This is a genomic window from Enterobacter sp. AG326 (assembly GCF_004362415.1).
Classification (GTDB): Bacteria; Pseudomonadota; Gammaproteobacteria; order Enterobacterales; family Enterobacteriaceae; genus Enterobacter; species Enterobacter asburiae.
The window spans coordinates 356,460-381,282 of record NZ_SNXG01000001.1 but is presented as its reverse complement, the minus strand read 5'-3'; the positions used below and the strand labels follow the sequence as shown (position 1 = coordinate 381,282).

Below are 24,823 nucleotides of genomic sequence, written 5' to 3'. Positions count from 1 at the left end.
TAATGAAAAAACTGCTTATTACGCTTCTGCTCCTGCTGGCCCCGGTTCAGGCGTTCGCTGCCCAGCCGCTGACGCCGGACCAGGAGCAGCGTGCGCAGAAGATGATCGCTGATTTCCTGTTTAACGATCCGAACTCCCCGCGCATCGGCGCGAAAAACCCAAAGCTCACCCTGGTGGTGTTTACCGACTACAACTGCCCGTACTGTAAAAAATTCGATCCCTATCTGGAGAAGATCGTCGAAAAGCATCCGGACGTCGCGGTGGTCTTTAAGTTTTTACCTTTCCGCTCGGAAAGTTCACTGACCGCCGCGCGCGATGCGTTAACGCTCTGGCGTCAGGATCCCGGGCAGTTTATGAAGCTGAACCATACCCTGATGGCCAAAAAGGGTTACCACGATGACGCCAGCATTCAGGAGGCGCAGAAGCGGGCGGGCGTGAGCGTGACGACGCCTGATGACGAGAGCATGTTGACAATCAAGCGCAGCCTGATCGTCGCGGAAAAAATGGGGATCCAGGGCACGCCCGCCACGCTCATCGGCGAGGGACTGTTGCCCGGCTGGGTGCCGTTTGAACAGTTTGACGAAATGGTCAGTGACGCACTGAAAAACCGCTAACCTGAAGGGGGCGGAATGCCCCCGACAAACCGGAGAGGGAAATGAAAAAATTACTGTTACTTTCAGCGCTGGCGACCTCAGGGCTGGCGCAGGCGGCTGAAGCCATACCGGACGTGGTGAAGCACTTCAGCGAGCAGCAGAACATTAAAATCATCAAGAAGCTGGATGCGCCCGGCGGCGCGCCCGCCTGGATTGGGCAGTATCAGGATATGGGCGTGACGCTCTTTTTAACGCCGGACGGCAAACACGTCATTTCAGGCTATCTGTATGATGAAAAAGGAAAAAACCTCAGCGAAGGCTATTTCCAGAAAGAGATCTACGCCCCGATGGGACGCGAAATGTGGAAGAACCTCAACGCGGCGCATCCTCTGAAAGAAGGGGCGGATAACGCTCCGCGTAAGGTCTTTGTGTTTGCCGATCCGTTCTGTCCGTACTGCAAGCAGTTCTGGGCCGAAGCGCAGCCGTGGGTGAAGGCGGGCAAGGTTCAGCTTAATACGCTGCTGGTTGCGTTTCTCAACCCCAACAGCGGACGTAACGCCTCAGCGATTCTGAATGCGAAAGATCCGGTTTCGGCCTGGCGCGAATACGAGCTGTCCGGTGGGAAAAAATTACCGAAGCCAGAGGGCGAGGCTTCTCGCGAAACGGTAGCGATCCTGCAGAAGCACCAGACGCTGATGGACAGCCTGGGCGCTAACGCCACGCCGGCCATTTACTATCTGAATGCGGAAAATGAGCTGCAGCAGGTGGTCGGTATGCCGGATGCGCAGCAGCTTGAGGCGATGTTCGGGCCGAAGCCGTAAAAAAAACAGGCAGAAACGGGGCGTTTCTGCCTGATGGCATTTAGCTTCCCCAGCGTCCTTTCAGGTAGTTCACCGCCTGCTGCGTCTGCGGCTGGTTCAGGTAATCTTCCCGGAACAGGATGGTGCCGTTCACGTTGGGCAGCGAATCGTTGAGATCGAGCTGTTTTTTCAGCTCCGGCACGCCGCCCTGAACCGTCCAGTCCGGCTCGTTTCTCGACGGCTCGCCTACCTTGTAGAACGCAATGCCGATATACAGGCGAGTGTGGGTCGGCTTCACGACGTCGGCCCACCATTTGGTCAGCACGTCGTAGCGCGCGGCATCACGGGCGAAGGGCCAGTATATCTGCGGAGCGATGTAGTCCAGCAGGCCCTGCTGCACCCACTGCCGCGTATCGGCGTAGGATTCATCGTAGGCCGCGGCGCCGCGGGTGTCCGAGCCAGCCGGGTCAAAGGAGCGGTTGCGCCACACGCCCGCCGGGCTGACGCCAAACTCAACGTCGGGCCTGGTCTGTTTAATCGCCCGGGAAACCTGGACGATCAGCTGCTGCGTGTTGTGTCTTCGCCAGTCTGCCTTCGAGGCAAATCCCTGACCGTACTGCCGCCAGGTCTGTGCGTCATTGAGCGCTGAACCAGGCGTTTCGGTATAGAAGTAATCGTCAAACTGCACGCCGTCTACCGCGTAGTTCGCCACCACTTCGGTCACCACTTTGGTTATCCAGTCGCGTACTTCCGGAATGCCCGGGTCGAGCACAAAGCGGTCGCCCGAGATGCGCACCCACTCCGGGTGCTGGACATAGACGCTGGACGGGGTCTGATAGGAAGTCCGGTTCAGGGCGGCGATGGTTGACGGTTTGGTGTTGGTCGACACGCGGTACGGGTTGAACCAGGCATGGACCTTCATGCCGCGCTTGTGCGCTTCATCCAGCATAAACTGCAGCGGATCGTATCCGGGATATTCGCCGATGGTGCCCGTCAGCATATCCGACCACGGTAAAATTTTGGATGACCAGAGGGCCGTGCTGTCCGGCTTCACCTGGAAAAACACCGTGTTAATACCGAGGTGCTTAAGGTTGTCGAGCTTGCCGATCAGCGCCTGCTTTTGCATCGCGATGCGCTGGTCCGCGCTGCGGCCGTTCACCGAGGCCACAGGCGGCCAGTCGAGACGCGAGACGGTCGCCAGCCAGATCCCGCGCATCGGCTCGTTTGCCTGCTGCGTCGGTTTGCTCGCGGTGGGGAGAGGGGTAACCAGTGATTTGGGTGGTTTTGAGGAGCAGCTCACAAGTAAAAGCGCGCAGGCAGCCAGCGCACCAATCCGTTTTACGTGTCGCGTCATTTGCGTATTAGCTCTTGATAATCCGACTGTTGGCCCAGGGATTAAAGGCGGGCTCCGCCTGTTCAGTGCTCACCTCATCGTTGAGGGAGTCCAGATACAGGGCTTCGACTTCCGCGCGCGCCCACGGGGTGCGGCGCAGAAATTTCAGGCTCGATTTAACGCTGGGATCTTTTCTGAAACAGTTAATTTTGATTCGGTCGCCCAGCTCGCTCCAGCCATATTTTGCCACCAGGGCGTTGACCATCATCTCCAGCGTTACGCCATGCAAAGGATCTTTGGAAATATGTGCAGTCATAGGTGTCCGGATGTCTCAATGTTCGTGGGGGCAGGGTTTCCGGTGAAAGGGTACAAGAAAGCAGGGGAAGCGGCAATTTTCCTTTTCCCTCGCTCATTTTATGACGGACTCCGTGCGCTGATTTTCACCAACCCTTTTTCCCGCCTTGTTTTCAATTGTAAACGTAATCGACACCTCATCCTGACCCACTGGCGTGGCCGTCAGCGTTTTGACCATCGTTCCCGAATCTGCGGGGATCGTCATCGTCATCGTCCCCTTTGCCAGCACCTTAGCGCGCTGGGTGATACGCCACGACAGACGGCATTCGCTGCACCGTTTCCAGGTGTCGTTGATGGCCCAGAGACGCACGGTCGCCGCCGTGCCGGATTTCCACTGCGGGGTGACCGGTTCAATAGAAGGCAGAACCGGCTGGTATGCGCGTTTTAACGCGTAAAAACCGGCTTTAGGCTTACGCAAATAGTCCACCACGCCCCAGTTGATGGAGGGCCAGGTCTCGACGAACATAAAGTGAAACAGGGCCGTCACCGGCTGGTAGCGCTGTCGGCGATAGCTCTCGGCCGCCGTGGCGACGAGCTGAGACTGATACGCCTGGGTATTGCGGATCATTTCCTGAATGGTGTTTCCGCGCGGAATACCGGCAAATTTAAACGTCTGAAAGGGCTGGAAGTTATGGTATTTCCAGACGCTCCAGCCGGGATCGTCAGCGGCGGTGGTTTTTGGCCAGAGTTGCGCAGCCGGGATGATGGTTTTTAGCGTGGACAAGCGGGGCAGCGCCTGCGCGCCAAACTCGGTGATGATCCCCGTTTTGGCCGGCGTCAGCAGGTCACGTACGCTACCGAAATACCAGCCCGCCCAGTAGTGCTCCTCAACGGCGGAAAAGCGATGCACGATGCGGGAGGTATCTTCGGCAAGCGTATCCGCTACCCGCTGCGTGAGCTCGCGGTTGAGGTTTTTGTTCCAGTCCGGGAAGCGTTTTTCCATCCAGGGCGAATTCCAGGGCGGTTCGTTATGGCCTCCCCAGACGATGATGGCGGGTGAGTTGCCAAACTGTTCGATCATCTCCCGCGTCTGTCGTACCGCATTTTTGGTAAAGGCGTCGCTGCTGTCGTAGCCCCACTGCAGCGGAACATCCTGCCAGATCATCATGCCCATTTCATCGGCAACGTCATACAGCGCGCGCCCGGCAACGTGTCCGTGCACGCGAATGGCGTTGGCGTTCATGGCTTCTGCCAGACGAAGATCGCGACGATATTTTTCTCGCGTCATGGTGCCGAGCCAAGGGGAGCCGATGTAATTGCTGCCCTTAACAAAAAGGCGCCTGTCGTTAATGAGCCAGCCTTTGTTGCCTGGCTGCTCAACGATCTTGCGCAGTCCGGTGCGGGTGACCGCCGTATCCATTAACCCTTTTTCATCTCGTAATGAGACGCGAACCGTATACAGCTGGGGTTTCCCGGTGCCGACCGGCCACCACAGTTTTGCCGCAGGCATGGGCAGCGTGACACGAGCGGAATGGGCGCCGTTTTCCAGGGTAACCGGAAAATCTGCCTGGAAGCGTTTACCGCTGAAATTGGCGGGCGTGGCGGTGAGTCGCGCGGTAGCCTGTCCCTTCCCAAGTGCGCGATAGCGAATCTCAGCCTTCAGTGCAGGGCTTTTCAGCCCCTGCGACCAGTCAGGCCGCAGGATGATTTCATCAAGGGTGGCGCCCCGGCTCAGATGCAGCCTGACCGGTGCCCAAATGCCGCCAGAGTTGGCGTCCTGTCCTTCCGGCGACCAGGCGCCCCCGGGACGCGTATCATGCTGATTAAGAATCCCCTTCATGAGCGTTTTATGCAGCGGCCAGACCTTGTGCGGATCTTCGTAAGGGCTATCCACCCGAACCACTAACTGGTTGTGACGTTGTAACGCAGCGCTGGCATCCAGCGAAAAGCGTTGAAAATAGCCCTCGTGCTTGCCCAGCGGCTGGCCGTTCAGCGTAACATCGGCAAGGTAATCGACGCCGTCAAATACCAGGGTGCTCATCACGTCGGGCGGTTGAAGGGGTAGCGTAAAGGCGTGCTTATACCACAGCGCGCCCTGATGATCGTACCCCGCGCTGTACCAGTTGGCGGGAACTTTCAGCCCGCGCCAGCCTGACGCGGAAGGAGGCGTGCCGTCGTTGGCGTCCTGAACCCGCCAGGTGCCAGCAAGTGACCAGCTGACCGGTACCGGGTTCGCCGCCAGCGGTGGAATAAACAGCGCAAAGAGCAGCGCGCAGCTACGGGTCATGGTTCGTTTACCCCTCGCGCGTTGAGCCACACCATCAGGCGCTGCGATTCCATTTGAAGACGCTCGTTTAGCGTTGCAAGCTGTTGCCTGTCCTGCGTGTGCGCCTCGCTCTCCAGCGCCTGCAGCTGACGGGCTAGCAGCCCGAAATCCAGCGTGACGGCTTCTCCGCGCAGCTTGTGGGCCATGCGGCGCAGCGCTTCACGGTTATCGCTTTCGATAGCCCGGGTGAGGCTTTTCATGGCCTCCTCCAGCCCTTCGCCAAACAGGGCCAGCAGCTCCTGAACCAGGGCAGGGTCGTCAGCGCACTGTTTCAACAGGCGCGCTTCATCAGGAAAAACGGAGGAATCATCATGATGCTCGAGCACGCGAGCTATCTCCTCAGCGAGACGCTCCTGGCTGATGGGCTTGGCAATATAGCCGTCGAAGCCCATGTTAAGGCAGCGCTCTTTATCCCCCTGCATGGCGTGTGCGGTCATGGCGACGGCGGGCTGAGCCGGTCCTGGCCGGGAGCGTTCCTCCTCGCGAAGCAGGCGAATGGCGGTCTCGCCGTCCATCTCGGGCATCTGAAGATCGATCAGCAGAACGTCCCACACGCCCGTGCGCCAGCGCTCAAGCAGCGCGACGCCGTTGTCGACGATCTGACAGCTATGACCGAGGCGTTCCAGCAGGCGCGCGGCAACCTTCTGATTAACGAGGTTATCTTCAGCCAGCAGGATCCGTAACCCCGTTTCGCCCGGCGAGACGATAGGCGTCGGCGTGGTTTCCCCCGCGAGCTTCGGCGCACGTTCAAACGCCGCGGCAATCGCCTGATGCAGCTCGTCCTGCGCAATAGGCTTATGCAGATAGTTTTTGATGCCAATTCGCTTCAGCATATTGATATCAAAATGTCGGCTCATGGAGCTCAGCATGATGATATGGCTTTCAGAAATCTGCGGCAGCACCGAAAGCTCAAGGGCCAGAGACACGCCGTCCATATCCGGCATCTGCGCGTCCAGCAGGATCAGCGGCCAGGCACTCGCTTTAACCCGGTTGATGGCCTCGCTGGCGTTGTTGACGCAGGTGGGTTTCAGCCCCATCTGGCTCAGCATGGCCGCCAGCAGCCGGAGGTTGGTTTCGTTATCATCCACCACCAGCACGGGTTCCCCATTAAAGCGCTGGCTGCGCGGGCGTTCCTCCGGGGCAAGAAACTGTGTTGCAAGCGGTAGGACGAACGAAAATTCGCTGCCTTTCCCCGGCTCGCTGGTGACCGTTAGCTCTCCGCCCATCGCCGCAACCAGTCGCGAAGAGATGGTTAGCCCGAGCCCTGTTCCTCCGTAGCGGCGGGTGGTTGAGTTATCCGCCTGGCTGAAGGCTTCAAAAATGGCCTTTTGCTTATCAGCCGGGATGCCAATACCGCTGTCGCGCACCCGAAAACGCCAGTGATTCGGGTCATCCCCGGATTCAACAATCAGGATAACTTCTCCCTGGTGCGTAAATTTCAGCGCATTACCCAGCAGATTGGTCAGAACCTGACGCAGCCGGGCGCCATCGACCAGCAGCACGTCGGGAACGTCGGGTGCAATATCAACCAGAAGCTCGATGCCTTTTTCGCTCGCGCCCGGCATATGCGGGCGAATTAAGGTCTGAATGAAGGGACGAAGATTGACAGGATCAATATCCAGTACAATTTTGCCTGCTTCAATACGGGAGAAGTCGAGAATATCGTTGATGATATGCAGCAAAGACTGCGCGGAACTCATCACCAGCGTCAGGTAATCGCGCTGATCGGCGCTGAGCGTGGTATCCAGGCACAGCTGGGTCATGCCAATAATGCCGTTCATCGGGGTGCGGATTTCATGACTCATGTTCGCCAGAAATGCGCTTTTGGCCTCATTGGCTTTTTGTGCTTCAAGGGCTGAGGCGATCGCCTGAATCTCAGCCTCTTTGCGCCGCGTAATATCCTGCAGTGTGCCAATAACGCGCTCGGCGTTTCCCTCGATGGAGAGCGTGACCACCTGCCCGGACAGCAGCATCCAGCGCAGTCCTTCGGTGGGGTGATGCATGCGGATCTCACATTCAAAGACCGGGCGATGCGCCTGTTTTGAAGCAAGCAGCGCCTCACGTAGTATGAGGCGATCGTCAAGGTGAACAAGGTCTAGCAGCTTTTGAAGCGGATATCTCCACTGGGATCGCGACTGACCCAGCATGGCAAGCAGCGTGTCGTTAACCTGTAACGCGTCGCCGGAAACCTGCCAGTCCCAGATCCCAATATGAATGGATTCCGCCGTCAGCAGGAAATCGTCATGCAGCTGGTGGCGCGAGCGCTGCGCCTCATCCAGCTCCGTAATATCGCTGTGCAGGCTGACAATACCGCCGTCCGCAAGGCGCTGATGCTGGACGAAAATACGCCGCTGGCCCACTTGCCGCACCTCACAGTGTTTATCCTGCCGACAGTTGCGGACGACCGACTCGCGTAGCGTCTGGCGCAGGCCGGGGTCGACGTTGTAAACAGCATCGATAAAGCGTTCCGCCAGCTCTGCAAGGGGCGTACCCACCTGCAGCCAGGGGGTGATGACCGGATAAAAAAGGGCCACGTTGTCATTCCAGGCCTGCAGGCGTTCATCTCGGTCATAAATCATGACGGCGGCCGGCAGCGCGTTAAGATCGTACGAGAATGCGTTCATCGTGATCCTCCCTATGCGCGGTAGTGCAGTTCGGCCTGTCGGCGCAGGTATTCCAGCCCGGGCGCTATCGCCATCGCCCAGGCCGTCTGGATCTCATCGTCGCACTGCGGGTCGCGCTGGCTCACCGCGTTCAACATCGCTTCGCGCCAGAGGGCGAAAAATCGTGGGGGAAGGTGCAGGCCGTCGTCGCTTTGCTCCCGCGCCAGCCGCTCGAGAAAATCAGGTACGATCAGGGCGCCGTCTACCGCAAGCATGGCGAAGAAACTTTTAAACAGGGTCTGCTGGCCTTCCCGATCCGGCAGGCGAGAAAAATGCTGCTCCGTCTCGGGTGACATATGGACGAAGGCGTCATAGAACGTCTGAAAAAAAGCTGTTTTGTCATTATCCGGAAAGACGCGGTTCAGACTGGATTCAAACAGATCGCGGTAAAACTTCACGGCGTCCTCCTTAAGGCGTTTTCGCCCGGCAGACAGTGCCCGACTGGCGTATATTCCTCTGCTACACGGCGCGTAAAGTAGCTCTCTTTCTTAGACCGGCGGATGTCAAACAGCGGCCCGGCATTGTGCTTAAAGAAAAGGGCTTCCAGAACCGTGGCATTGGTAGAAAGGGTCAGGGAGGCGTTGGTATCGCCCGTGGCTTCAAGGCGGCCTTCGTACCAGCCTCTCGGCGGATCGTTAAGGTGCTCGGTGACCGACATCAGCACGTCAGTATAAGAGGTATCCCACAAGGCCCACAGAGCAAAAACCGCTTTTGTCGACACCTGCGCGAAGCGGGTGTAATCCCGGCCATCATCGCCAACAGAGTTCCAGGCATAGCCATTTCCCCAGACCGTATCCTGTATATGCCAGGGGGCCTGAGGCAGTGAAAAATCCGCTCTGGCCGTCAGGATTTTATCGGTCTCCCAGCGGCTTTTCTGGCTGAGCCAGACGTTTTCCGCCTGCTTGCGCAGGCGCTTTTGCAGATCGGCCGCAACGCCTTCCGGCTCCCAGCCAAACTCCAGGCCCGGCAGCATATAGGGAAGGGTGGTTATCAGGGAGGGCTGCCACGTGGTGCGCGGATCGCGGGCGTCCACGGCAACGCGCCGCTGAGCGATGATGACGTGGTGCATCGGTGGCGTAAACGCTTTATCCGGGGAAAATCCCCACAGATGAAACGCCGTCGCGGCATATTCGCTTTCGCCCAGGCGCAGCTCCTCACGGACCACCGGCTGGCCGTTTTGCAGGGAAGAGGACCACAGTTCGCCTTCACCATCGATGACTGGGCAGAAGTTCCAGCGCAGAATGATTTTATCCAGATACTCGCTGTACTGCGGCTCCCGCTCAGCGGTGAGGCGCAGGGCGAGCATCAGGCGAGCCATGTCGCGTGCGGACCAGCCATTTTTAGCGGGCTTGCCGCTAAAGTCGATCGGCGCCGCCGTCTGGCTGGAATAGAGCCGTCCTGGCGTTCGGGTCTCGGTCAGCATCAGGCGGTTGAGAGTGCCCATCAGCCGCGTCAGGCGGGCGTCATACTCGGCCTCATCAATCAGCCCCAGCTCTTTTGCCGCCAGCAGGGCGATAAGCGTATCGCCCATTTGCCAGAGCGTGACGCGGGGCTGTTTGTCGCTTCCGTTGACCAGGCCCGTTTGCGGCTGGGTATTATTGACGAAATAGCGCCAGGCGATCGCCGCCCATTTCTGTTCTTCCGGCGTCAGGGCAGCGATACGCGCGCTGGAGTGCCAGCCGCCATTGATTAGCCAGCGCCAGCCAGCCCCCTGATGGCCAAACAGAGCAAAGATGACCACACCTGCGAGGATTAATCCCGCGAGCCCTCTGGCTAAGGTTTTAAGCATTGCGCAGTTACCGGAGGCAGTTTAACCGGCTCGTCCGCGCTGCATGACGCGCACTGACAGGCCTGGCAGGCGGGTTTGGTGCGCTGCGTGACGCCGGTCCGGTCGCACCAGCTTTTTACGGCCGGCGTGCTGGTCAGGAACGGACGGCTACGAAGCGCGTTATTCTCTTCAAACTGATCGAGCAGCTTTTGATCCCACAGCGACGGCGCAAAATCCTTGCTTTTCGGGTTGTCGGTGTTGAAGGCCAGCAGTTTGCCCTCTTTTTTGAACAGCAAGGCTTCCAGCATGATGCCGTTATTGTTCGCGGTGAACTCCTTGATCGGCCCGTCACCGTTTTCATACAGCCCTTCGTAGTAGCCTTTTCCCTCTTCGTTCGCATTTTCAATGGTGTTCAGCAGGCGGTCGGTATAAGGCGAGTTCCACAGGACCCACATCCCCAGCGCCGCCTTCAGTGAAATGGCGGCAGCGTTAGGAACGAACTGGCCCTTGTCGGTGATCGTGTTCCAGTTGTACCCGTCACTGAAGACGGTGTCATAGACGAAGTAAGGGGCTTTATCGAGCTGGTGCTCAGAGCGCGCGGTGAGCACGCCGGTGATGGTATAGCGGTTCTCCTGAGCTTGATAAACGCGATCGGCAAAGTTTTTCATCCACGTCAGGGAGTAGTCGCGCGGGGCGTTATCGCGATCGGTCGGCTTATCGAAGCCGAACTCCAGGCCGTAGAGCAGGTAGGATTCCGTCACAACATAGTTATGCTGCGACGTATTGCGCGGGTCGCGTGAATCATACGGAACCAGCACGCAGTAGATCTCGGCCAGCTCATACGGCTCCGGACGGCTGGCTTTACAGGTATTAAACCCCCACAGCTGAAAACCTGCCGCTCCGTACTCTTCATAGCCCAGTCGACCTTCCTGAACATACTTCGGCTGGCCGTTTTCGAGATAGGCGCCATACAGCGTGCCGCAGGGGTCGATCGCGTGGCTGAAATCCCAGCCCAGCACCACGTTATCAACGCTGTTGCCGTATTCCGGGTAACGCTCTTTGATGATTTTCAGCCAGACCAGCATTCGCCCGATATCCAGGGCCGAGAAGCCAATTTCGCCGGGCTTGTTGGTGTAGTCCACCTTCTGGCCGCTGATGGTGTTATAGGCTTTGTTGGGCAGCTCGTTGCGAAACAGCACCAGGGTGTTAAGCGTGGCGAGGAATTTCAGCATCCGGCGGTCGAACTCTGCTTTATCTATGATCCCGAGCTCGCGCGCTGCGGTCATGGCGGCCAGATAGGATGCGCTGTCCCACATGGTGGTGGAGGGATATTTGTTGACCGCATTTACCAGCCCCGTCGTGGGCTGATAGTTGGAGACGAAATACTGCCAGGCGTTTTTCGCAATGGTCATCTCTCGGGCCGTCAGCTCGCCGCTGCGCGGCGAGTAACTTGATGCAGGCAGCTCGGTTTCCGCACGCACGGTCGATATCGCCAGCCAGCAGATCGTTATTCCCGTGAGCAGGTGGAAAAGGATCGGGGATCGTGGCTTCATGGCGTTGCTCCTGCTGGAGTGGATGAATGGGGGGCAGTGTTAAGGCAGGCCAGACAGAGCATCTGGCCGTGCGCGATGTAGGACAGACTTTCAAGCACGATGGCGTTGGTGTCGGCGTCCACGACGCTATTAACGCTGTTATTAAGATTGAAGCCGCGCTGCCAGCCTTTACCCGGCACCAGAAGCGGCAGAACCTGCTGGCGCAGCGCCTCGCTCCAGCCATTGCGGAACAGGGCATACCAGGCAAACGCGGTGCGGGTGGAGGCGATCGCGACCTTCTCCGGGACCTCTTCGCGCAGGGCGCGCGCCTGAACCGGCTGCCTGTTGGGCAGATCGGTAACGTAATCCGGCGCCGGTTCGGCGTAATCGGTGCTGACAGGTGGTTTTGGGCTGCGCAGACCGTGGCGCCGCTGCTGGATCTGCATAATCCGCCATGCAATTTCAGCGCTCTGTGCGTCAAAACCCAGTTCGAGTCCGGTTAGCAGATAGGGCAGACTGATCAGGGAGGTCTGCTTGCCCCAGGGCGTGCGCAGCCCTTCATCGGGAACCATGATCCCGTCCAGGTCGATCATCTTTTGCCCTTCGGGCGGATTGGTGACCGCCAGTCCCGCCGCACTGTCAATCAAGCGCAGCGTATGGCTGGCATAGAGCCGGTAGCCAAAGCTGTCTCGCTGCTCGTCGGCAGCCAGCGTCCAGTGATGGAGCGGTACCGCCGCCTGGCTTTGGGTGCTGTTTTCCATCAGCGCGCCGGTGCGCCAGACGCTAAACAGATCGCGGATGGCCGCCGCGTGCTGAGGATAGCGCCACAGAATGGTCTGCAGCGCCGTCAGCAGGCGGCTCAGGCCTATTGCGGAGGCGTCAGGTTTTCCCAGAATTTTGAGGGTGTCCGCATGGTAATACGCGGCAGGGAGGCCTTTCTCATTAAGCGGCAGCTGCTCCAGCGTAAACAGGGCCGCGCTGACCCTCTCGTCAAACTCATCGGTGGAAATGATATTGAGCTGCTCTGCGGCAGCGGCCGCAAACAGATAGCTCCCTACGCTCCAGAGGCTCAGCCAGGGCTCACCGTCGCTGGCATTCGCCAGACCATTTGGCTGGGTATTGTTCACATAGTATTGCCAGGCCACCCGCGCCCAGATGGCCTCGTCATAGGTCAGCCCGCGTTTCGCGGGCAGCGGAGGGAAATCTTTACTGAGCGCGATGCCGCCGCTGCTTTCCACGCGCGAAGGCATTTGTTTCTCAACCCATACCACAATGGCAAAGCCGAGCAGGAACCCCAGCAGAATAGTGAGATAACTGCGCGCGGAAAGCAGGGCATCACGTATTCTCATTGGGTGACCTCATCGTCTTCGGCGGGCGTCCACATGGCTGCGAATATCAGCGGCAGCATGGCGACGATGTTCACTCCTCCCCAGAAAATATTGATGACGTAGCCAGAAGGATCGTCGACCTGTCCGCGTGCAACCTGAATGCCTCCCCAGACAAGCCCTGCCAGGGTCAGCACCACAATGGCAATCTGCGGCTTCACCAGATAGAGAAAACGGCCCGTCTGCCTCTCTTTTGGCGTAACGTGAAACTTGATCTGTTCGCCCCGCAGCACCGTATTGAGCGCGCGCAGATTCATGGAAAAGAAGGAGAGGTAGGAGGCCCTGCCGTCCCAGGCCGAAATCCCCCATGTCCCGAACATAAAGGCCAGTTCGGAGAAAATAAAAAAGGGGAGAAAATGGAGATAGAACGGCGTCGACCAGGCCGATACCGGCGGAATGCCGGTGAACAGATAAATAATCGGTGAAATCAAAAATACCGTGTTCCACACGCAGGCCATATAGGACCAGAAGGTCGTGGCATACATCAGCGTCTGGGGGAGTGAAAGCCTGAAGCGACGACGGCTGAAGATGTTGTCATGGAATAAAATATCCAGTGAACCTGCGGCGTATTTAAAGCGCTGGATCATCCAGGTCAGCATATCCTGCGGAGAGAGCATCTTCGACTCAACGCGCGGATGCATGACCGAACGCCAGCGTCTTGCGGCGTCACCGTGCAGCAGTACCGAGGTGTAAATATCTTCGGAGACGTGAAACTTGTAGGGCGTGAGTTCGGTGTCAAATGCCACGTGCGGGCGCATCGCCTCCTGGAGCGCGCTCCGCGTTTCGTCATCGCGGATGTCGCGGGTATGGCGATGGATCTCCTCTTCGACGGACCAGACGTAGCTTCTCAGCGCGGCCTGCATGACCGCCTCACGACGGTGGATGGACGCCGCGCCGCAGCAGAACGCCGCGTTCGCCCAGTTGCGCCGCCGCAGGATCACGTCATAGAACATGCGCGGATCGTTAAAAAACGGGTCGCGGCCAACCGTGACCGGGCCGACACACTTTTGAATCAGCCAGCCCAGGCCATAGCCCACTTTTCCCGCTTTCCGCTTGCCCCAGCGCGACAAACTTTCTCCTTCCGGAAGATCGAAAAACCACTGCGGCGTCTGCACCCAGGCCACGTCCGGGTCGCGGAAATAGCCCAGCGTATGGCTGAGAAGGGTGGGAAATACCCGGGTGTCGGCGTCGCAGATGACAATAAAATCGCCGTCGGTTTGCTCAAGACCATTGCGCAGGTTACCGGCCTTAAAGCCGATGTTGGTCTGTCGACTGATGTAATTGACGCCTTCCTCATCGCAAACGGCTTTCATCTCCGGGCGACGGCCATCATCGAGGACGTGGATCCGGTAGTCAATCGGGTACGGGTAATCCATCTTCAGGGCGTCGCGAATGGACAGCCTCACCAGCTCGGTGTCTTCGGAGTAGGTGGCAATGAACAGATCCACCTTAACGGGACGGGGCTCTACGGCCTCCTCCGATAACAGGCAGTCGTTAATCTCGCTCGGAGGTGGACTCTGGGGAGGATCCTGTTCTTTCCATAAGTTGATGGTAAACAGCACGGTACCGATCCAGGCCAGGGTTTCGGCGAGTACCAGCGGTATGGCGTACCATAGCGCGTCCGTATTCAGGGAGGCGGTCCAGCGCCAGTAAATATAATTTGCGCCCAGAATAAGCGCCGCGACCGCTAACACCTGCCAGGTCATCATTACCCAGCGCGGCGTTTTTAACGGTTCCGGAGGTCGACGATGTTCAAAACGGGAAAAATAAAAATCCATAGTTCCGGCGTTCCTGATTCCGTGAAAATGCAGAGCCATTCTGCTGCGCAGGCAGTTGCCCAAAAGCGAAAGAAAATAGCGATTAAACAAGATTTAAGATAAGTGTAGAACGCCGAATAAAAGTGTCCAGCCACGTTTATGACTATTATTTAGTGGGGGTTAATTAAGGTTAAATTCTGCTTAATTCGTCTCATCTGTCCGTGATAAATTGCGGTTACTATTCCTTTAGGCTATCTACTTTATTTAGGCGTTAATTTTCGTTTCCAGGCAAAGGACATCCTATGAGCCATATTGCGCCGTCTATCGCGCAAGAAGATCTAGCCAAATCAACATCATGGCGGTATGCCATTGCAGGGGTCAGGGACCTGAGAATTGACTTTATGCGCGGCATTGCCCTCGTCATGATGGTCGTGGCGCATACGGAGGTTATGTCGGTATTTAATATATTCTCCTGGGAGCGCTTTGGGTTAACAACCGGCGCAGAAGGTTTTGTCATTCTCTCGGGATTTATGTTGGGGATGTTGAATCGCGCTCGCCTGCAAAAAGTGGTATTACTCACGGTTTCGTGGGGGCTTTATCTTAGAGCGTGGAAAATATATCGTGTAAATATCATTATCATAGTGTCTTTTATTCTCATGGCATATATCCCACATATTAATCTTTTCGAGGTTACTCATTTTACCGACCGCTTTTCGGGTGAAAGCTGGTCGCTTTATCCGGTCACGCCGCAAATAAAAGAGACCTGGTTCAACATTATCCTCTATTTGCAGATTGGCCCTCATCAGACCCAAATTCTGGGGCTGTATATCTTTTTGCTGCTCTTCAGCCCACTATTTTTGGGGATGCTACAGAAGGGTAACGTCTGGTGGCTGCTGGGGGCGTCTCTGCTGGTGTACGGCCTGTGGCAGCGGTGGCCGCTCCGGCTGACGCCGTCGGAGTTCGAATTTGCCTTTCCGCTTCTGGCCTGGCAATTCATCTTTGTTCTGGGCATGGCCAGCGGCTGGTATAAAGCCGAACTGATCTCTTTCGCACGCACGCCTGCTGGTAAAGTGGTGGTGGTTGCGCTGGTGATAGTGGCGCTCATTCTGGGGTTCATAGCACAGAACCATACCAACCCGTTTATGCCCCCCGCGCTGCTGATTCACGTGATCCCGCCTGACAGCTTCAACACCTTTTATCACACCTGGGCGGCGAAAAATGGGCTGGGCCCGGTGCGGGTGTTAAACGATATCGCCCTGATGGTTACCGTCTATCTGGTGCTGACATACTGCTGGACGCCGCTCAACCGCCTGCTGGGATGGTTTCTTATTCCGTTAGGCCAGCACTCGCTTTATACCTTCATTTTGCATGTGTACGTGGTGCTGCTGGTCAGTCAGTTCATCACCTTCGATTTGTGGCGTCATGCCTGGATAGAAAATACATTAGTGCATGCTGCGGCTTTGGGCATTTTGTGGCTCATGGCAAAATACAACGTCGCCGCACGCTGGATACCTAACTAAGGATGGCGGTTATGCGCGAAAAATGGCTCCTGGCGGGCGTCTTACTCGCCGCAATACCCGCGGCGGATGCGGCGCAAAGCAGTGAGAAAGAGACGTTGCGCGATAAGAACGGCGAACCCGTTCAGGCAGGCGTGTTTACCAGCCGGTGGGGGCGTCTGTTCTCAGGCAATGACAAGAAATTTTCAGGCGCCCTGAGCTTCAGTTCAGGGCTGAAAGAGCAGATGGTGAGCGTGCCCAACAGCTCGGACAGCGCCGCGCAGGCGAAAAAAATTAACCAGACGCTGAATCTTAGTCTGCAGTATTCCCCCTACAGCTTCTGGTTTGCCAACATCACCTCCCGGTTGCCGGTCAGAGATACCAACCGCTATACCGCCGATTTTCGCTACAGTTTTGGCTATGACGACTGGCATGCCAATACGTTCAGCCTGGTCTACGGCAACTACGGCGATAACCACTTCTGGACGTCGGGTAGCCGGAGACACACCTATTTCGAACAGGGCGCCTTTACCCTGGCCTACAAGTTTTCGCTACCGAAACCGGTTGAAAACACGCTCCTGATTAATAAAGGCGACTCTATCATTTGTCAGGTCGGGTACAGCTGGGTTCCGCGCTACTACGACCTCAGCAGCGATGACATCCGTAAAAATAAAAACGTCATGCTCGGCGGCTGCGGCTATACCTTCAAACAACATTTCTTCGTTCGCGCAACGGCGTTCTGGTTCCCGGACAGCAGCCAGCAGCAGCCCTGGAACGGCGATTACAGCTACAGCTTTGGCTATGCGGGCTATACGCCAGGTTCGTTCTCCATCCAGTACGCGAACTATGCGGGGACGCGCTATCCGGGGCACGGCAACGGTAACGCAAAATTCAGGGAAGGGACCGTGAGTCTCATCTGGTTCTTACCGCTATAGGAGGGATACATGTCAGCGCTGCACGTGTTAATCGTTGAAGATTCGCTGATTTATCGTCGGTTACTCTCCCGAATGCTCACCCAGTGGGGGTATATCGTGAGCGAGGCGGAAAATGGTGTCGCCGCGCTGGAAATATTGTCCAGCCAGCCGATCAGTATGGTGATAAGCGACTGGGAGATGCCGGAAATGGACGGGCTTACGCTCTGTCAGACGATCCGCAGCCGTCAGTTTGGCCACTATGTGTATATCATTCTGCTCACGGCCCGCGAGAATGCAGGAGATTTAACGCAGGGTTTTGATGCCGGGGCGGATGATTTTTTAAGCAAGCCCGTCGAACAGGCTGAGTTACGGGCGCGACTCCATGCCGGGGTACGTATTTTGACGCTGGAAGCGACCCTTGCGGCGCATAATAAGCGCCTGAGTGAAGCGTTACGCCAGATTGAACAGGATCTTGAGCTGGCGGCGCGCGTTCAGCACTCGGTTCTGCCATCACACCGGCTGCGCTTCGGGAACTACTTTTCCGACTGGCTTTTCTTACCGTCTGCCTGGGTATCGGGCGATGTCTTCAATATTTTTCCTCTGGACTCTCATCTGGGGTTCTACTGCGTTGACGTGTCCGGTCACGGCGTAGGGGCAGCAATGATGTCCCTCGCCGTGGCGCGTCAGTTCCTGCACGGCCGGGTTGTGGACCGTTTTTTGTTTACCGCAGAGGGCGGAATTCAGTCGCCTGCTGAGGTCATCAGAATACTGAACAGCCGCTTTTGCAGTGAAGAAAACGACATCACCAGCTATTTCACCATCATCTACGGCGTGATCGACCCCGTCAGTGGTAAGGGGTTGTTGTGTCAGGCGGGGCATCCTACTCCCGTGATTGTGAACGCAGAGAGTGCCGTCACTTACGTTGGCGAGGGTGGGTCGCCTGTCGGACTGATGCCCGACCTCAGTTGGGAGGACGTCGCTTTTACCCTCAATCCAGGGGATCGCTTATGCTTATTCAGTGACGGCATCACGGAGTGTGAGAATCGCAAGGGCGAGCAGTTTGGCCCGCAACGTCTGGAACGCTGGCTTCATGAGCATGCCCATCTGCCGGTTGACGAGCTCCTGCCGCGGTTCGGCCAACATCTGACCGGCTGGCGCAATGAAAATAGACATGAACCGACCGCCTTAACCGATGACGTTTCACTGTTAGTGATTGAGCGTCAGGGAGAACAGAATGATTATTAACACTGAACGATTACCGCATGCCAACATTCTCACGCCAGCGGTCCGGCGGCTGGATGCGTCCATTGCCGCGACGTTTAAGGCCTCTGTGACGGAAGAAATTGGCAGCGATCGTAAAGCCTTAATTGTCGATTTTAGCAAAGTGGACTTTATCGATAGCAGCGGGCTGGGGATGCTGGTGTCGTTGTTTAAGCTGATGAACGGGAAAGGCGAAATGGCGCTGTGCTCCCTGAACCCCGGCATCATGAATATGTTCACCCTGACCCGAATGGATCGCATATTCCGCATTTATCCGGATAAAAACAGCGCGCTTGCGCAGCTGGGGCAGTAGATGCTGACGCCGGAGCATGCGGCATTTCCGGCAGAGCTCGGCTCCCTGACGCCGCTTGCTGGCTGGCTGGGAGAACGTCTGAGCGCGCTTGCCGTTGACGATGAGTGGCGTTTCGCTCTCGATCTGGCCGTCAGTGAAGTGGCGACGAATATCATCCGGCACGCGCTGCATGAGGATGCCTCACGCGCATTTAGCGTAGAGTTCGACATCCGGGAGCATACTGTCCGCGTTGTCTTTACCGAAGCGGGTGATGCATTCCCGCTGGAGCGGCTTGAGGCCGCCCGACGAGACCGCTTCTGCGAAATCTCGCCGTTACTTGAGAGCGGCAGGGGGCTGATGCTCATTTTGCTGAGCGTCGATCGTTTCTCGGTGGAGCGAAAGGCGGATAAAAATATTGCCACGCTTGAAAAGAAAATCAGCGTATGACCTGCGGGCCATACGCCCAAACTTCCCTATTTCTTATCAGCGAACAGCTCCGGCGCCCATGGACGCGGATCCACCTCCATAAACGGCGCGCGCTCGAAGCGGTCCTTCAGCGCCCACGGCACCGTGCAGTCGAAGATGGTCTTGCAGGAGATGCCGTTTGCGCGAATCGAGTTGCTGTAATCCGGCGACTGGGACGGATCCAGCTGGTGGCCGCGGATCCCCGGAATATTCGTGATGCTGACATCACCCTGCATGCGGGTGGTCATCGCCCACAGGATGTCGTCGCTGTCGAAAATATCCACGTCTTCATCGACAAGAATGATGTTCTTCAGCTCCGAGTAAGTGGCTAAGGCAATCAGCGCCGCCTGGCCCTGACGACCTTCGTCTGACGGCTGGCGTTTTTTCACCTGCAATATCCCGAGGAACTTACCGCCGCCCGCGGTATGCGCATAGACGTTTTGCAGGAAGCCCGGAATCGCCTCTTCAACGGCATTGCGAATGCTGGCCTCCGTCGGCAAACCGGCCAGCGTGGTATGTTCTTCTCCCGGTCCCACCAGCGTTTGCAGGATCGCGTGGTTTCGCATGGTCACGGCTTTCACTTTGATCACGGGCAGGGAGGGGTTTGCCTCGCCGCAGTAGCCCGGGAACTCCGGCATCGCGTGGCCGGTATTGGTGTGCTGATCTTCTCTTACCCGCACGCCCGGAAGCAGTTCGCCCTCGATGATGATTTCCGCCCGCGCGATCGCTTTCTCTTTTACCGCCACGCCCTGCACCAGCTCGACCGGCTGCTGGCGCAGCGCCCCGGCGACGCCCAGCTCGTTGTAGCCAAACGGCGTGGTGGGTGCCTCAAAGCACGCGCCGATATAGATGGCGGGATCGAGCCCCATATTGATCGTTACCGGCAGCGGTTTTCCGGCTTCTTCCGCCTTTTTGCGGAAGACTTCGATATGCCGACCGGCGGCAAGGAACATGGAAAGCTCGTCGCGCTCCTGGACGCAGAGGCGGTGAATGGTGACATCCGTCAGCGAGCTGTCTTCCGGATCGCTTGCCAGCACCAGCCCCAGACAGAAGAACGGACCGGCATCAATCGGCGTGTTTGTTGGGGCCGGAAGCAGCTTGCGCAGGTCGAAGTCAGGGTCGTCTGCATAGAAAACCTGTTCCTGGCAGGGCGCCTGCGAGGCCGGAACGACAACCGGCGCAACCGGCTTTTTCACCGCCTGACCGACGTGTTTTGCCAGTTCAGAGGGCTCGCAGCCCAGAAGCAGCGCCGCGCGCTCGCGGCTGGCGTGCATGCCCACCAGGATGCGGGAGCCCGGATAGCCCTTCACGTTGTTGAACATCATGGCCGGTCCCGTACGGGTGGGACGTTTTACCGTGCCGCCCGCGCCGATATGGCGGTAGACCCCCGCCAGCTCCGCGTTGGGATCGACCGGATAATCGGTTTCAAGATACTGCCCTTCGTGGCGCTGAAGCAGGGCGATGGCGCTGCGGAGATCGTTGATCGGGTTTTCCATATTTTCCTCCCTCGTTTGAATACCTCCATTTTTATGGCAATGACAAATACCATCAATTGCATCATTGCTGCTAAATTGATAAGTAAATTCATATCAAAAAAGGAAGCGTTCCGTGCAGTTTCGTCAGATGCGCCATTTCATCGTCGTGGCCGAAGAGCTCCACATGCACCGGGCCGCCGAGCGTCTGAACATGGCGCAACCGGCCCTGAGCCAGCAGATAAAGGCGCTGGAAGAACGTTTAGGCGTCACTCTTTTCAGCCGGGCGAATCGCCGCTTAACCCTGACGCCCGCGGGTGAAGCGTTTCTGGTGAAAGCCAGGCTCGCCATTTCCCTGACCGAGCAGGCAGTTCTCGACGCCAGGCAAACGGCACGGGGCGAGCAGGGGGTATTAAACCTGGGGTGCGTGTCGAGCGCGATGTTCGACGGCAGGCTGCCCGCCGCGCTGCGCCAGATGCATACGCGCTGGCCGGCCATTACCATGTCGCTGGTGACGGGAAACGTGCAGACGCTCTACGCCGCCGTGCAGAGCAACCAGCTCGACGTGGCTATTATCCGGGCGCCGCTGCCGTCGCTGCCTGACGATCTGCAAAGCCGCCCGTTCACGTCAGAGAAAACGGTGCTGGCGCTGTATCGTCAGCATCCGCTGGCGGGATCTTCCGCGCTGACGCTTTCGTCGGTGAAAGACGAAAAATGGATCTCCCTGCGCGACCCGGAGGGAATGGGGCTGGAACAGTACTTTTATGACGCCTGCAGCGGGGCGGGCTTTCAGCCTGACGTGGTGCAAAACGCGACCGACGTGCCTACGGTGATAAGCCTGGTCTCGGCGGGGTTTGGGCTGGCGCTGCTGCCCGCGTCGGCAAAGGCGGTGAGCGTCGAGAATGTGGTTTACGTGGACATCCTCGACCGACTCCGGGAAAGCGAGCTGACGCTGGTTTGTCACCGGATTATTCGCTCAGAAGTGCTTAAAAAGTTTCTGGTTACGCTCGATCATACCTGACGCCCGGCGGCCTGCAGCAGCTGCTCGCGCAGCCAGACGTTCGCCGGATCCTGGCTGTTTTTCGGGTGCCAGTACATGTTGATGGTAATTGGCTGGAGCGGCAGCGGCGGCGCAAAGAGATCCAGCGTGCTGGCAAACTGTTTCAGCATCCGTTCCGGCAGGGTGCACACCAGGTCGGTACCGGCAACAAGCGCAGGCGCCATGGCGTAGCTCTGCGTGGACATCGCAACGTGTCGCTGATAGCCCAGCCCGGCCAGGGTTTGATCGACAAAGCCGGTAAACGGATCTCCCGCCGATGACACCACCAGATGAGAAAGCGTGCAGTAGCTTTCCAGGTCTAACGCTCCGGTCCCGCGCGGATGGCCTTTACGCTGGGCGGTGGCAAACGCGTCGTCGAGCAGTTTACGTCTGACCCAGCCGTCAAGGGCACCCGCGCTCACGCCGATGTAGATATCGACATCACCGTTTTCCAGCTGCTGCGGCAGCTCGGCCATCTCCGGCAGGGCGAAGCGCAGGCGGATACCGGGAGCATCGGTGCTCACCCGGTTAAGCAGCCCTGTGCCCAGCATCAGCGCCGGGTTTTCATGCAGCGCGATGATAAAGGTCCGGGTACTGGTCTGCGCATCAAACGTCGTGGGGGCAAACATCGCGCTGATGCCGCGCAGCACGCTCTCCACCTGAGGCTTGAGCGCTTCCGCTCTCGGCGTGGGCAACACCCCACGTCCATGTGGTGAGGGGATAAACAGCGGTTCGCCAAACAGCGTTCGCAGACGCGCGAGACGGGCGGACAGCGCGGGCTGGCTGATGCCAAGCCGCGCGGCCGCATGGGTGATATTCCTGTCCTGAAGCAGGGCATCCAGGGTCAGGATCAGGTCTATGTCCATGTCAGAGAGGGGCGTCATCTTATTTCGCGCTGCTGGCGTCCCGGTTGGTATAGGTGACAGGAACCCAGGCATAGCCGCCGTTTTCGCCTTTGGTGACATAGCCGATACCCGGGAACGGGAGATGGGGCGCGGCAACCAGGTATTTATTTTTCACAAAGTCCGCAAACGCATGTTCGCGCACGCTTGCCGCTTTGTTCTGATCTTCATCGTAGGTAATGGTCACGTCGGGCTGCGGGAACTGAACAGCCGCGGCATGAATGATGTCGCCGACAAAGGTGATCTTCTCGCCTTTGCTTGTCAGCGTGTAGAAGGCCGAACCCGGCGTATGGCCGGGATGAACCGTGCCGGTCAGCCCCGGGAGAATCTCAGATGTGCCGCTAAACGGCACCACTTTACCGGCGTCAAGATAAGGTTTTAAGGTCTTCTGCGCGACGACAAAGTAGTTCTTGCCGTAGCCGGTTTTTTTCTGATTCTCATCGTTAAAGAAAAAGTCGACGTCCGGTTTGCCAACAAAAACGCGCGCGTTGCTGAACACCGCCTTGCCGTCTTTCACCAGACCGCCCGCGTGATCGGAGTGGGCGTGGGTCAGCAGGACTTCAGTAATGTCCTCGGGTTTAATCCCCTGCGTGGCGAGGCTCTCAATCAGACGTCCGCCGTTGCCGGGGCCAAAGAGCTGGCCTGAGCCCGTATCTACCAGAATTTTATGTCCGGGCATCGCAATCAGGAACGCGTTGATGGACACCTCAGGCGGGTTGGTCTGGAAATTTTTCGCGAGCAGCGCATCAATTTTTTGCGGCGTTGTCCGGCGCAGCAGCTTGTGCAGATCCTGCGCGACGGTCCCGTCCGTAAACGAGGTCACCAGAACGTCGCCGACCTGAACGCTGTATCCGCCCGCCGGTTGTTTAACGACGTGCTGGGGCGTCTCTGCCGACGCCTGCAGCGCAGGGTAAAAAAGCAATGAACTGGAAATCAGCGTGGACAGAGCAAGTTTTTTCACGGTAAGCATACGAGTCTCCTTTGAAAGCGCTCATCTTACTTCTTCGTAAAATTATAAGAACCTGCCCAGAAATGATAGGACCTATAAACGCGGTGGATAGCATAGCGAAGAGGCCGGGTGGCGGTGAAGCCTTTCCCGGCCCGTAAAACGTTATTTTTTCAGCGGCGCGTTCCAGCCGTCCGGCGTGGCTTTCGACCAGGAGCCATAAGCGGCATTTGGCAGCACAATCCAGTCGTTTCCGAAGTGTTCCGCGCTGGCCTCAACCAGCTCGCGCTGCTGCTCGCTCGGCTTTTTGTTTTTAAACTGCACGGCGAAATCCGGCAGGCTGTCGCCAAACAGCATCACGATCTGCTGTTTTTTGAGGATGCTCTGGCGACGCTCTTCCTTGCTGACCGTATCCAGAAGCACGCTTTCATCGGACACCTGCGGAAGTCCCAGGGCTTTTAACGTCCTGAGCGTATCGGCTTTATTTTCCTGCATGCGGTCCGAGACGTAATAGATACGGACCTTGCTTTGATTCACATGGTCAAGAAACGCCTTCGCTCCCGGAATTAAGCCGGGTTTACCCTGTTTCTCCCAGTCGCTCCAGGTGTCCCATTTTGTAAAGTCGTGACACTGCTCCGTGTCGCGCACCAGCAGAGGGGTGTTATCCAGCACCGTTTCATCCAGATCCATTACCACGGCGTAATTTTCAGGCGTTTTCAGATCTTTTAACTTTTCGTTGAAACGCTCGGTGGCAAACCGATACGTCTGCAGCTGAAGAGCCATAATCTCTGCCGATTTCTGCTGATAGCGCAGCGCCATTTCGTACGCTTTGGGTTCACACAGCTCGCGCCCGGCGGCCGTCGCACTCAAAACAGGTAATGCCAGCAGTAATACCTTAGCCATTGAATTCACGCTTTTTTCCTCAACACCCTGGTTAAAATCCCGAAAGCGTAATGAAATTCAATGACAGAAATATGAAGGCCGCGTTGCTAGACCAGCATGTAATACCAGAACAGGGCGACCTCGTCTTTTTCCGGTAAGGCGTTATAGAGAAAACGATCGTATCCGCCCAGGGTGAACCCGTAGTTACGGTAGAACAGGCAGGCAGAGACGTTCACATTTTGTGTTTCAAGCCGTAATCCCGGCGCGTTTACGCTGCGGGCCCAGACGTGGGCGGCGGCCATCAATTTTTGTGCGGCGCCGGTTCTGCGTTTTGTACGCTCAACGGCGATATAATCCACTGAGATAAATTTATTCCAGCCAATTGAAGCGGTAATAAATCCCGCAATTTCGCCGTCATCCGTTTCGGCAATAAGAAATATGGCGTCCGGATTAACGCAGTGGTTTTCAAGAGTTTGGATGTCGAGCTCGTAGGTTTTAATCCAGGGAACGGCGACGGCTTCGATATGCAAATCGCAGTGGATAAAGGGCTCTCGCGCAATGTGGCTAATGGTGAAAGAAAAGTCACAGCATTCAAGGCGCGTGAGGTCGGTACTGAGTCCTTTTCGAATCTGCATAGTATTCCCGGTAGTGAGTTATTTCATAAAGAATAGACGAAGCGGTTAAATTCGCTGGCCTAACACACT

Annotated in this window: 22 protein-coding genes; 8 read left to right on the top strand and 14 right to left on the bottom strand. The window is 57.3% G+C overall.

Translation table 11 applies throughout. The features are described from left to right. Positions 1 to 2: 2 nt before the first annotated feature. Both DFO52_RS01785 and dsbG read left to right on the top strand, forming a co-directional pair. Positions 3 to 614: a DsbA family protein gene (locus DFO52_RS01785; RefSeq protein ID WP_133549046.1), complete on the top strand. Its 612-nt coding sequence runs from the start codon at positions 3 to 5 to the stop codon at positions 612 to 614. A 41-nt stretch (positions 615 to 655) separates the two neighbouring features. Further along, the gene (gene dsbG, locus DFO52_RS01780; RefSeq protein WP_133549044.1) at positions 656 to 1,414 is read left to right on the top strand and encodes a thiol:disulfide interchange protein DsbG; all 759 of its coding nucleotides are present in this window, start codon (positions 656 to 658) and stop codon (positions 1,412 to 1,414) included. Between the two features lie 40 nt (positions 1,415 to 1,454). Here the strand turns inward: dsbG and DFO52_RS01775 are convergent, their stop codons facing one another. The 9 genes from DFO52_RS01775 to DFO52_RS01735 all read right to left on the bottom strand — a co-directional run bounded on the left by DFO52_RS01775 (position 1,455) and on the right by DFO52_RS01735 (position 14,472). After that, entirely contained in the window at positions 1,455 to 2,747 is a 1,293-nt protein-coding gene (locus tag DFO52_RS01775) for a glycoside hydrolase family 10 protein (RefSeq protein ID WP_133549042.1), read from the bottom strand. Between the two features lie 7 nt (positions 2,748 to 2,754). After that, positions 2,755 to 3,042, bottom strand: coding sequence for a VF530 family protein (locus tag DFO52_RS01770; RefSeq protein WP_045399853.1), 288 nt, complete (start codon positions 3,040 to 3,042; stop codon positions 2,755 to 2,757). 93 nt (positions 3,043 to 3,135) lie between these two features. Continuing rightward, positions 3,136 to 5,307: a glycoside hydrolase family 2 TIM barrel-domain containing protein gene (locus DFO52_RS01765; RefSeq protein WP_133549040.1), complete on the bottom strand. Its 2,172-nt coding sequence runs from the start codon at positions 5,305 to 5,307 to the stop codon at positions 3,136 to 3,138. Further along, the gene (locus DFO52_RS01760; RefSeq protein WP_133549038.1) at positions 5,304 to 7,970 is read right to left on the bottom strand and encodes a response regulator; all 2,667 of its coding nucleotides are present in this window, start codon (positions 7,968 to 7,970) and stop codon (positions 5,304 to 5,306) included. Before DFO52_RS01760 ends, DFO52_RS01765 begins: the two co-directional genes overlap by 4 nt. 11 nt (positions 7,971 to 7,981) lie before the next feature. Next, the gene (locus DFO52_RS01755; protein ID WP_133549036.1) at positions 7,982 to 8,407 is read right to left on the bottom strand and encodes a globin; all 426 of its coding nucleotides are present in this window, start codon (positions 8,405 to 8,407) and stop codon (positions 7,982 to 7,984) included. Beyond that, the gene (locus DFO52_RS01750; RefSeq protein WP_133549034.1) at positions 8,404 to 9,798 is read right to left on the bottom strand and encodes a DUF3131 domain-containing protein; all 1,395 of its coding nucleotides are present in this window, start codon (positions 9,796 to 9,798) and stop codon (positions 8,404 to 8,406) included. Before DFO52_RS01750 ends, DFO52_RS01755 begins: the two co-directional genes overlap by 4 nt. Next, a complete protein-coding gene (locus DFO52_RS01745; RefSeq protein WP_133549032.1) occupies positions 9,783 to 11,330 on the bottom strand; it encodes a DUF3131 domain-containing protein in 1,548 nt (515 codons plus the stop codon). The genes DFO52_RS01750 and DFO52_RS01745 overlap by 16 nt, the downstream gene beginning before the upstream one ends. Further along, positions 11,327 to 12,658, bottom strand: coding sequence for a DUF3131 domain-containing protein (locus tag DFO52_RS01740; protein WP_047647683.1), 1,332 nt, complete (start codon positions 12,656 to 12,658; stop codon positions 11,327 to 11,329). The genes DFO52_RS01745 and DFO52_RS01740 overlap by 4 nt, the downstream gene beginning before the upstream one ends. Beyond that, positions 12,655 to 14,472 (bottom strand): cellulose synthase catalytic subunit, encoded by a 1,818-nt coding sequence (locus tag DFO52_RS01735; protein WP_133549030.1) that lies wholly within the window; start codon positions 14,470 to 14,472, stop codon positions 12,655 to 12,657. The genes DFO52_RS01740 and DFO52_RS01735 overlap by 4 nt, the downstream gene beginning before the upstream one ends. Positions 14,473 to 14,753: 281 nt before the next feature. On the opposite strand from DFO52_RS01735, the gene opgC reads away from it, so the two are divergent. Genes opgC through DFO52_RS01710 form a run of 5 tightly spaced genes read left to right on the top strand, consistent with a single transcriptional unit; the run spans position 14,754 to position 18,860 of the window. Next, entirely contained in the window at positions 14,754 to 15,971 is a 1,218-nt protein-coding gene (gene opgC, locus DFO52_RS01730; protein WP_133549028.1) for an OpgC domain-containing protein, read from the top strand. A gap of 11 nt (positions 15,972 to 15,982) precedes the next feature. Beyond that, positions 15,983 to 16,882: a hypothetical protein gene (locus tag DFO52_RS01725; RefSeq protein ID WP_121931797.1), complete on the top strand. Its 900-nt coding sequence runs from the start codon at positions 15,983 to 15,985 to the stop codon at positions 16,880 to 16,882. Positions 16,883 to 16,891: 9 nt separating this feature from the next. Further along, on the top strand, positions 16,892 to 18,106 hold the full coding sequence (locus DFO52_RS01720; protein WP_029741303.1) for a SpoIIE family protein phosphatase: 1,215 nt from the start codon (positions 16,892 to 16,894) through the stop codon (positions 18,104 to 18,106). Beyond that, positions 18,096 to 18,434: an STAS domain-containing protein gene (locus tag DFO52_RS01715; protein ID WP_059346775.1), complete on the top strand. Its 339-nt coding sequence runs from the start codon at positions 18,096 to 18,098 to the stop codon at positions 18,432 to 18,434. Before DFO52_RS01720 ends, DFO52_RS01715 begins: the two co-directional genes overlap by 11 nt. Further along, the gene (locus DFO52_RS01710; protein ID WP_133549026.1) at positions 18,435 to 18,860 is read left to right on the top strand and encodes an ATP-binding protein; all 426 of its coding nucleotides are present in this window, start codon (positions 18,435 to 18,437) and stop codon (positions 18,858 to 18,860) included. Positions 18,861 to 18,886: 26 nt separating this feature from the next. On the opposite strand, the gene DFO52_RS01705 is transcribed toward DFO52_RS01710, so the two are convergent. After that, positions 18,887 to 20,374: a UbiD family decarboxylase gene (locus DFO52_RS01705; RefSeq protein WP_133549024.1), complete on the bottom strand. Its 1,488-nt coding sequence runs from the start codon at positions 20,372 to 20,374 to the stop codon at positions 18,887 to 18,889. 112 nt (positions 20,375 to 20,486) lie between these two features. Here DFO52_RS01705 and DFO52_RS01700 point away from each other — a divergent pair, with 112 nt between their 5' ends. Then, positions 20,487 to 21,371 (top strand): LysR substrate-binding domain-containing protein, encoded by an 885-nt coding sequence (locus DFO52_RS01700; RefSeq protein WP_045888228.1) that lies wholly within the window; start codon positions 20,487 to 20,489, stop codon positions 21,369 to 21,371. Here the strand turns inward: DFO52_RS01700 and DFO52_RS01695 are convergent. From DFO52_RS01695 to DFO52_RS01680, 4 genes are all read right to left on the bottom strand, one after another. Then, complete coding sequence (locus DFO52_RS01695) at positions 21,362 to 22,273, bottom strand: LysR family transcriptional regulator (protein WP_133549022.1); 912 nt, start codon at positions 22,271 to 22,273, stop codon at positions 21,362 to 21,364. The two genes, DFO52_RS01700 and DFO52_RS01695, sit on opposite strands and share 10 nt — an antisense overlap. Position 22,274: 1 nt before the next feature. Beyond that, positions 22,275 to 23,261, bottom strand: coding sequence for an MBL fold metallo-hydrolase (locus tag DFO52_RS01690; protein WP_133549020.1), 987 nt, complete (start codon positions 23,259 to 23,261; stop codon positions 22,275 to 22,277). Positions 23,262 to 23,402: 141 nt separating this feature from the next. Next, positions 23,403 to 24,149, bottom strand: a complete 747-nt coding sequence (locus DFO52_RS01685) for a 5'-nucleotidase, lipoprotein e(P4) family (protein WP_133549018.1) — start codon at positions 24,147 to 24,149, stop codon at positions 23,403 to 23,405. Between the two features lie 77 nt (positions 24,150 to 24,226). Beyond that, positions 24,227 to 24,754, bottom strand: coding sequence for a GNAT family N-acetyltransferase (locus DFO52_RS01680; protein ID WP_133549016.1), 528 nt, complete (start codon positions 24,752 to 24,754; stop codon positions 24,227 to 24,229). Positions 24,755 to 24,823: the final 69 nt, after the last annotated feature.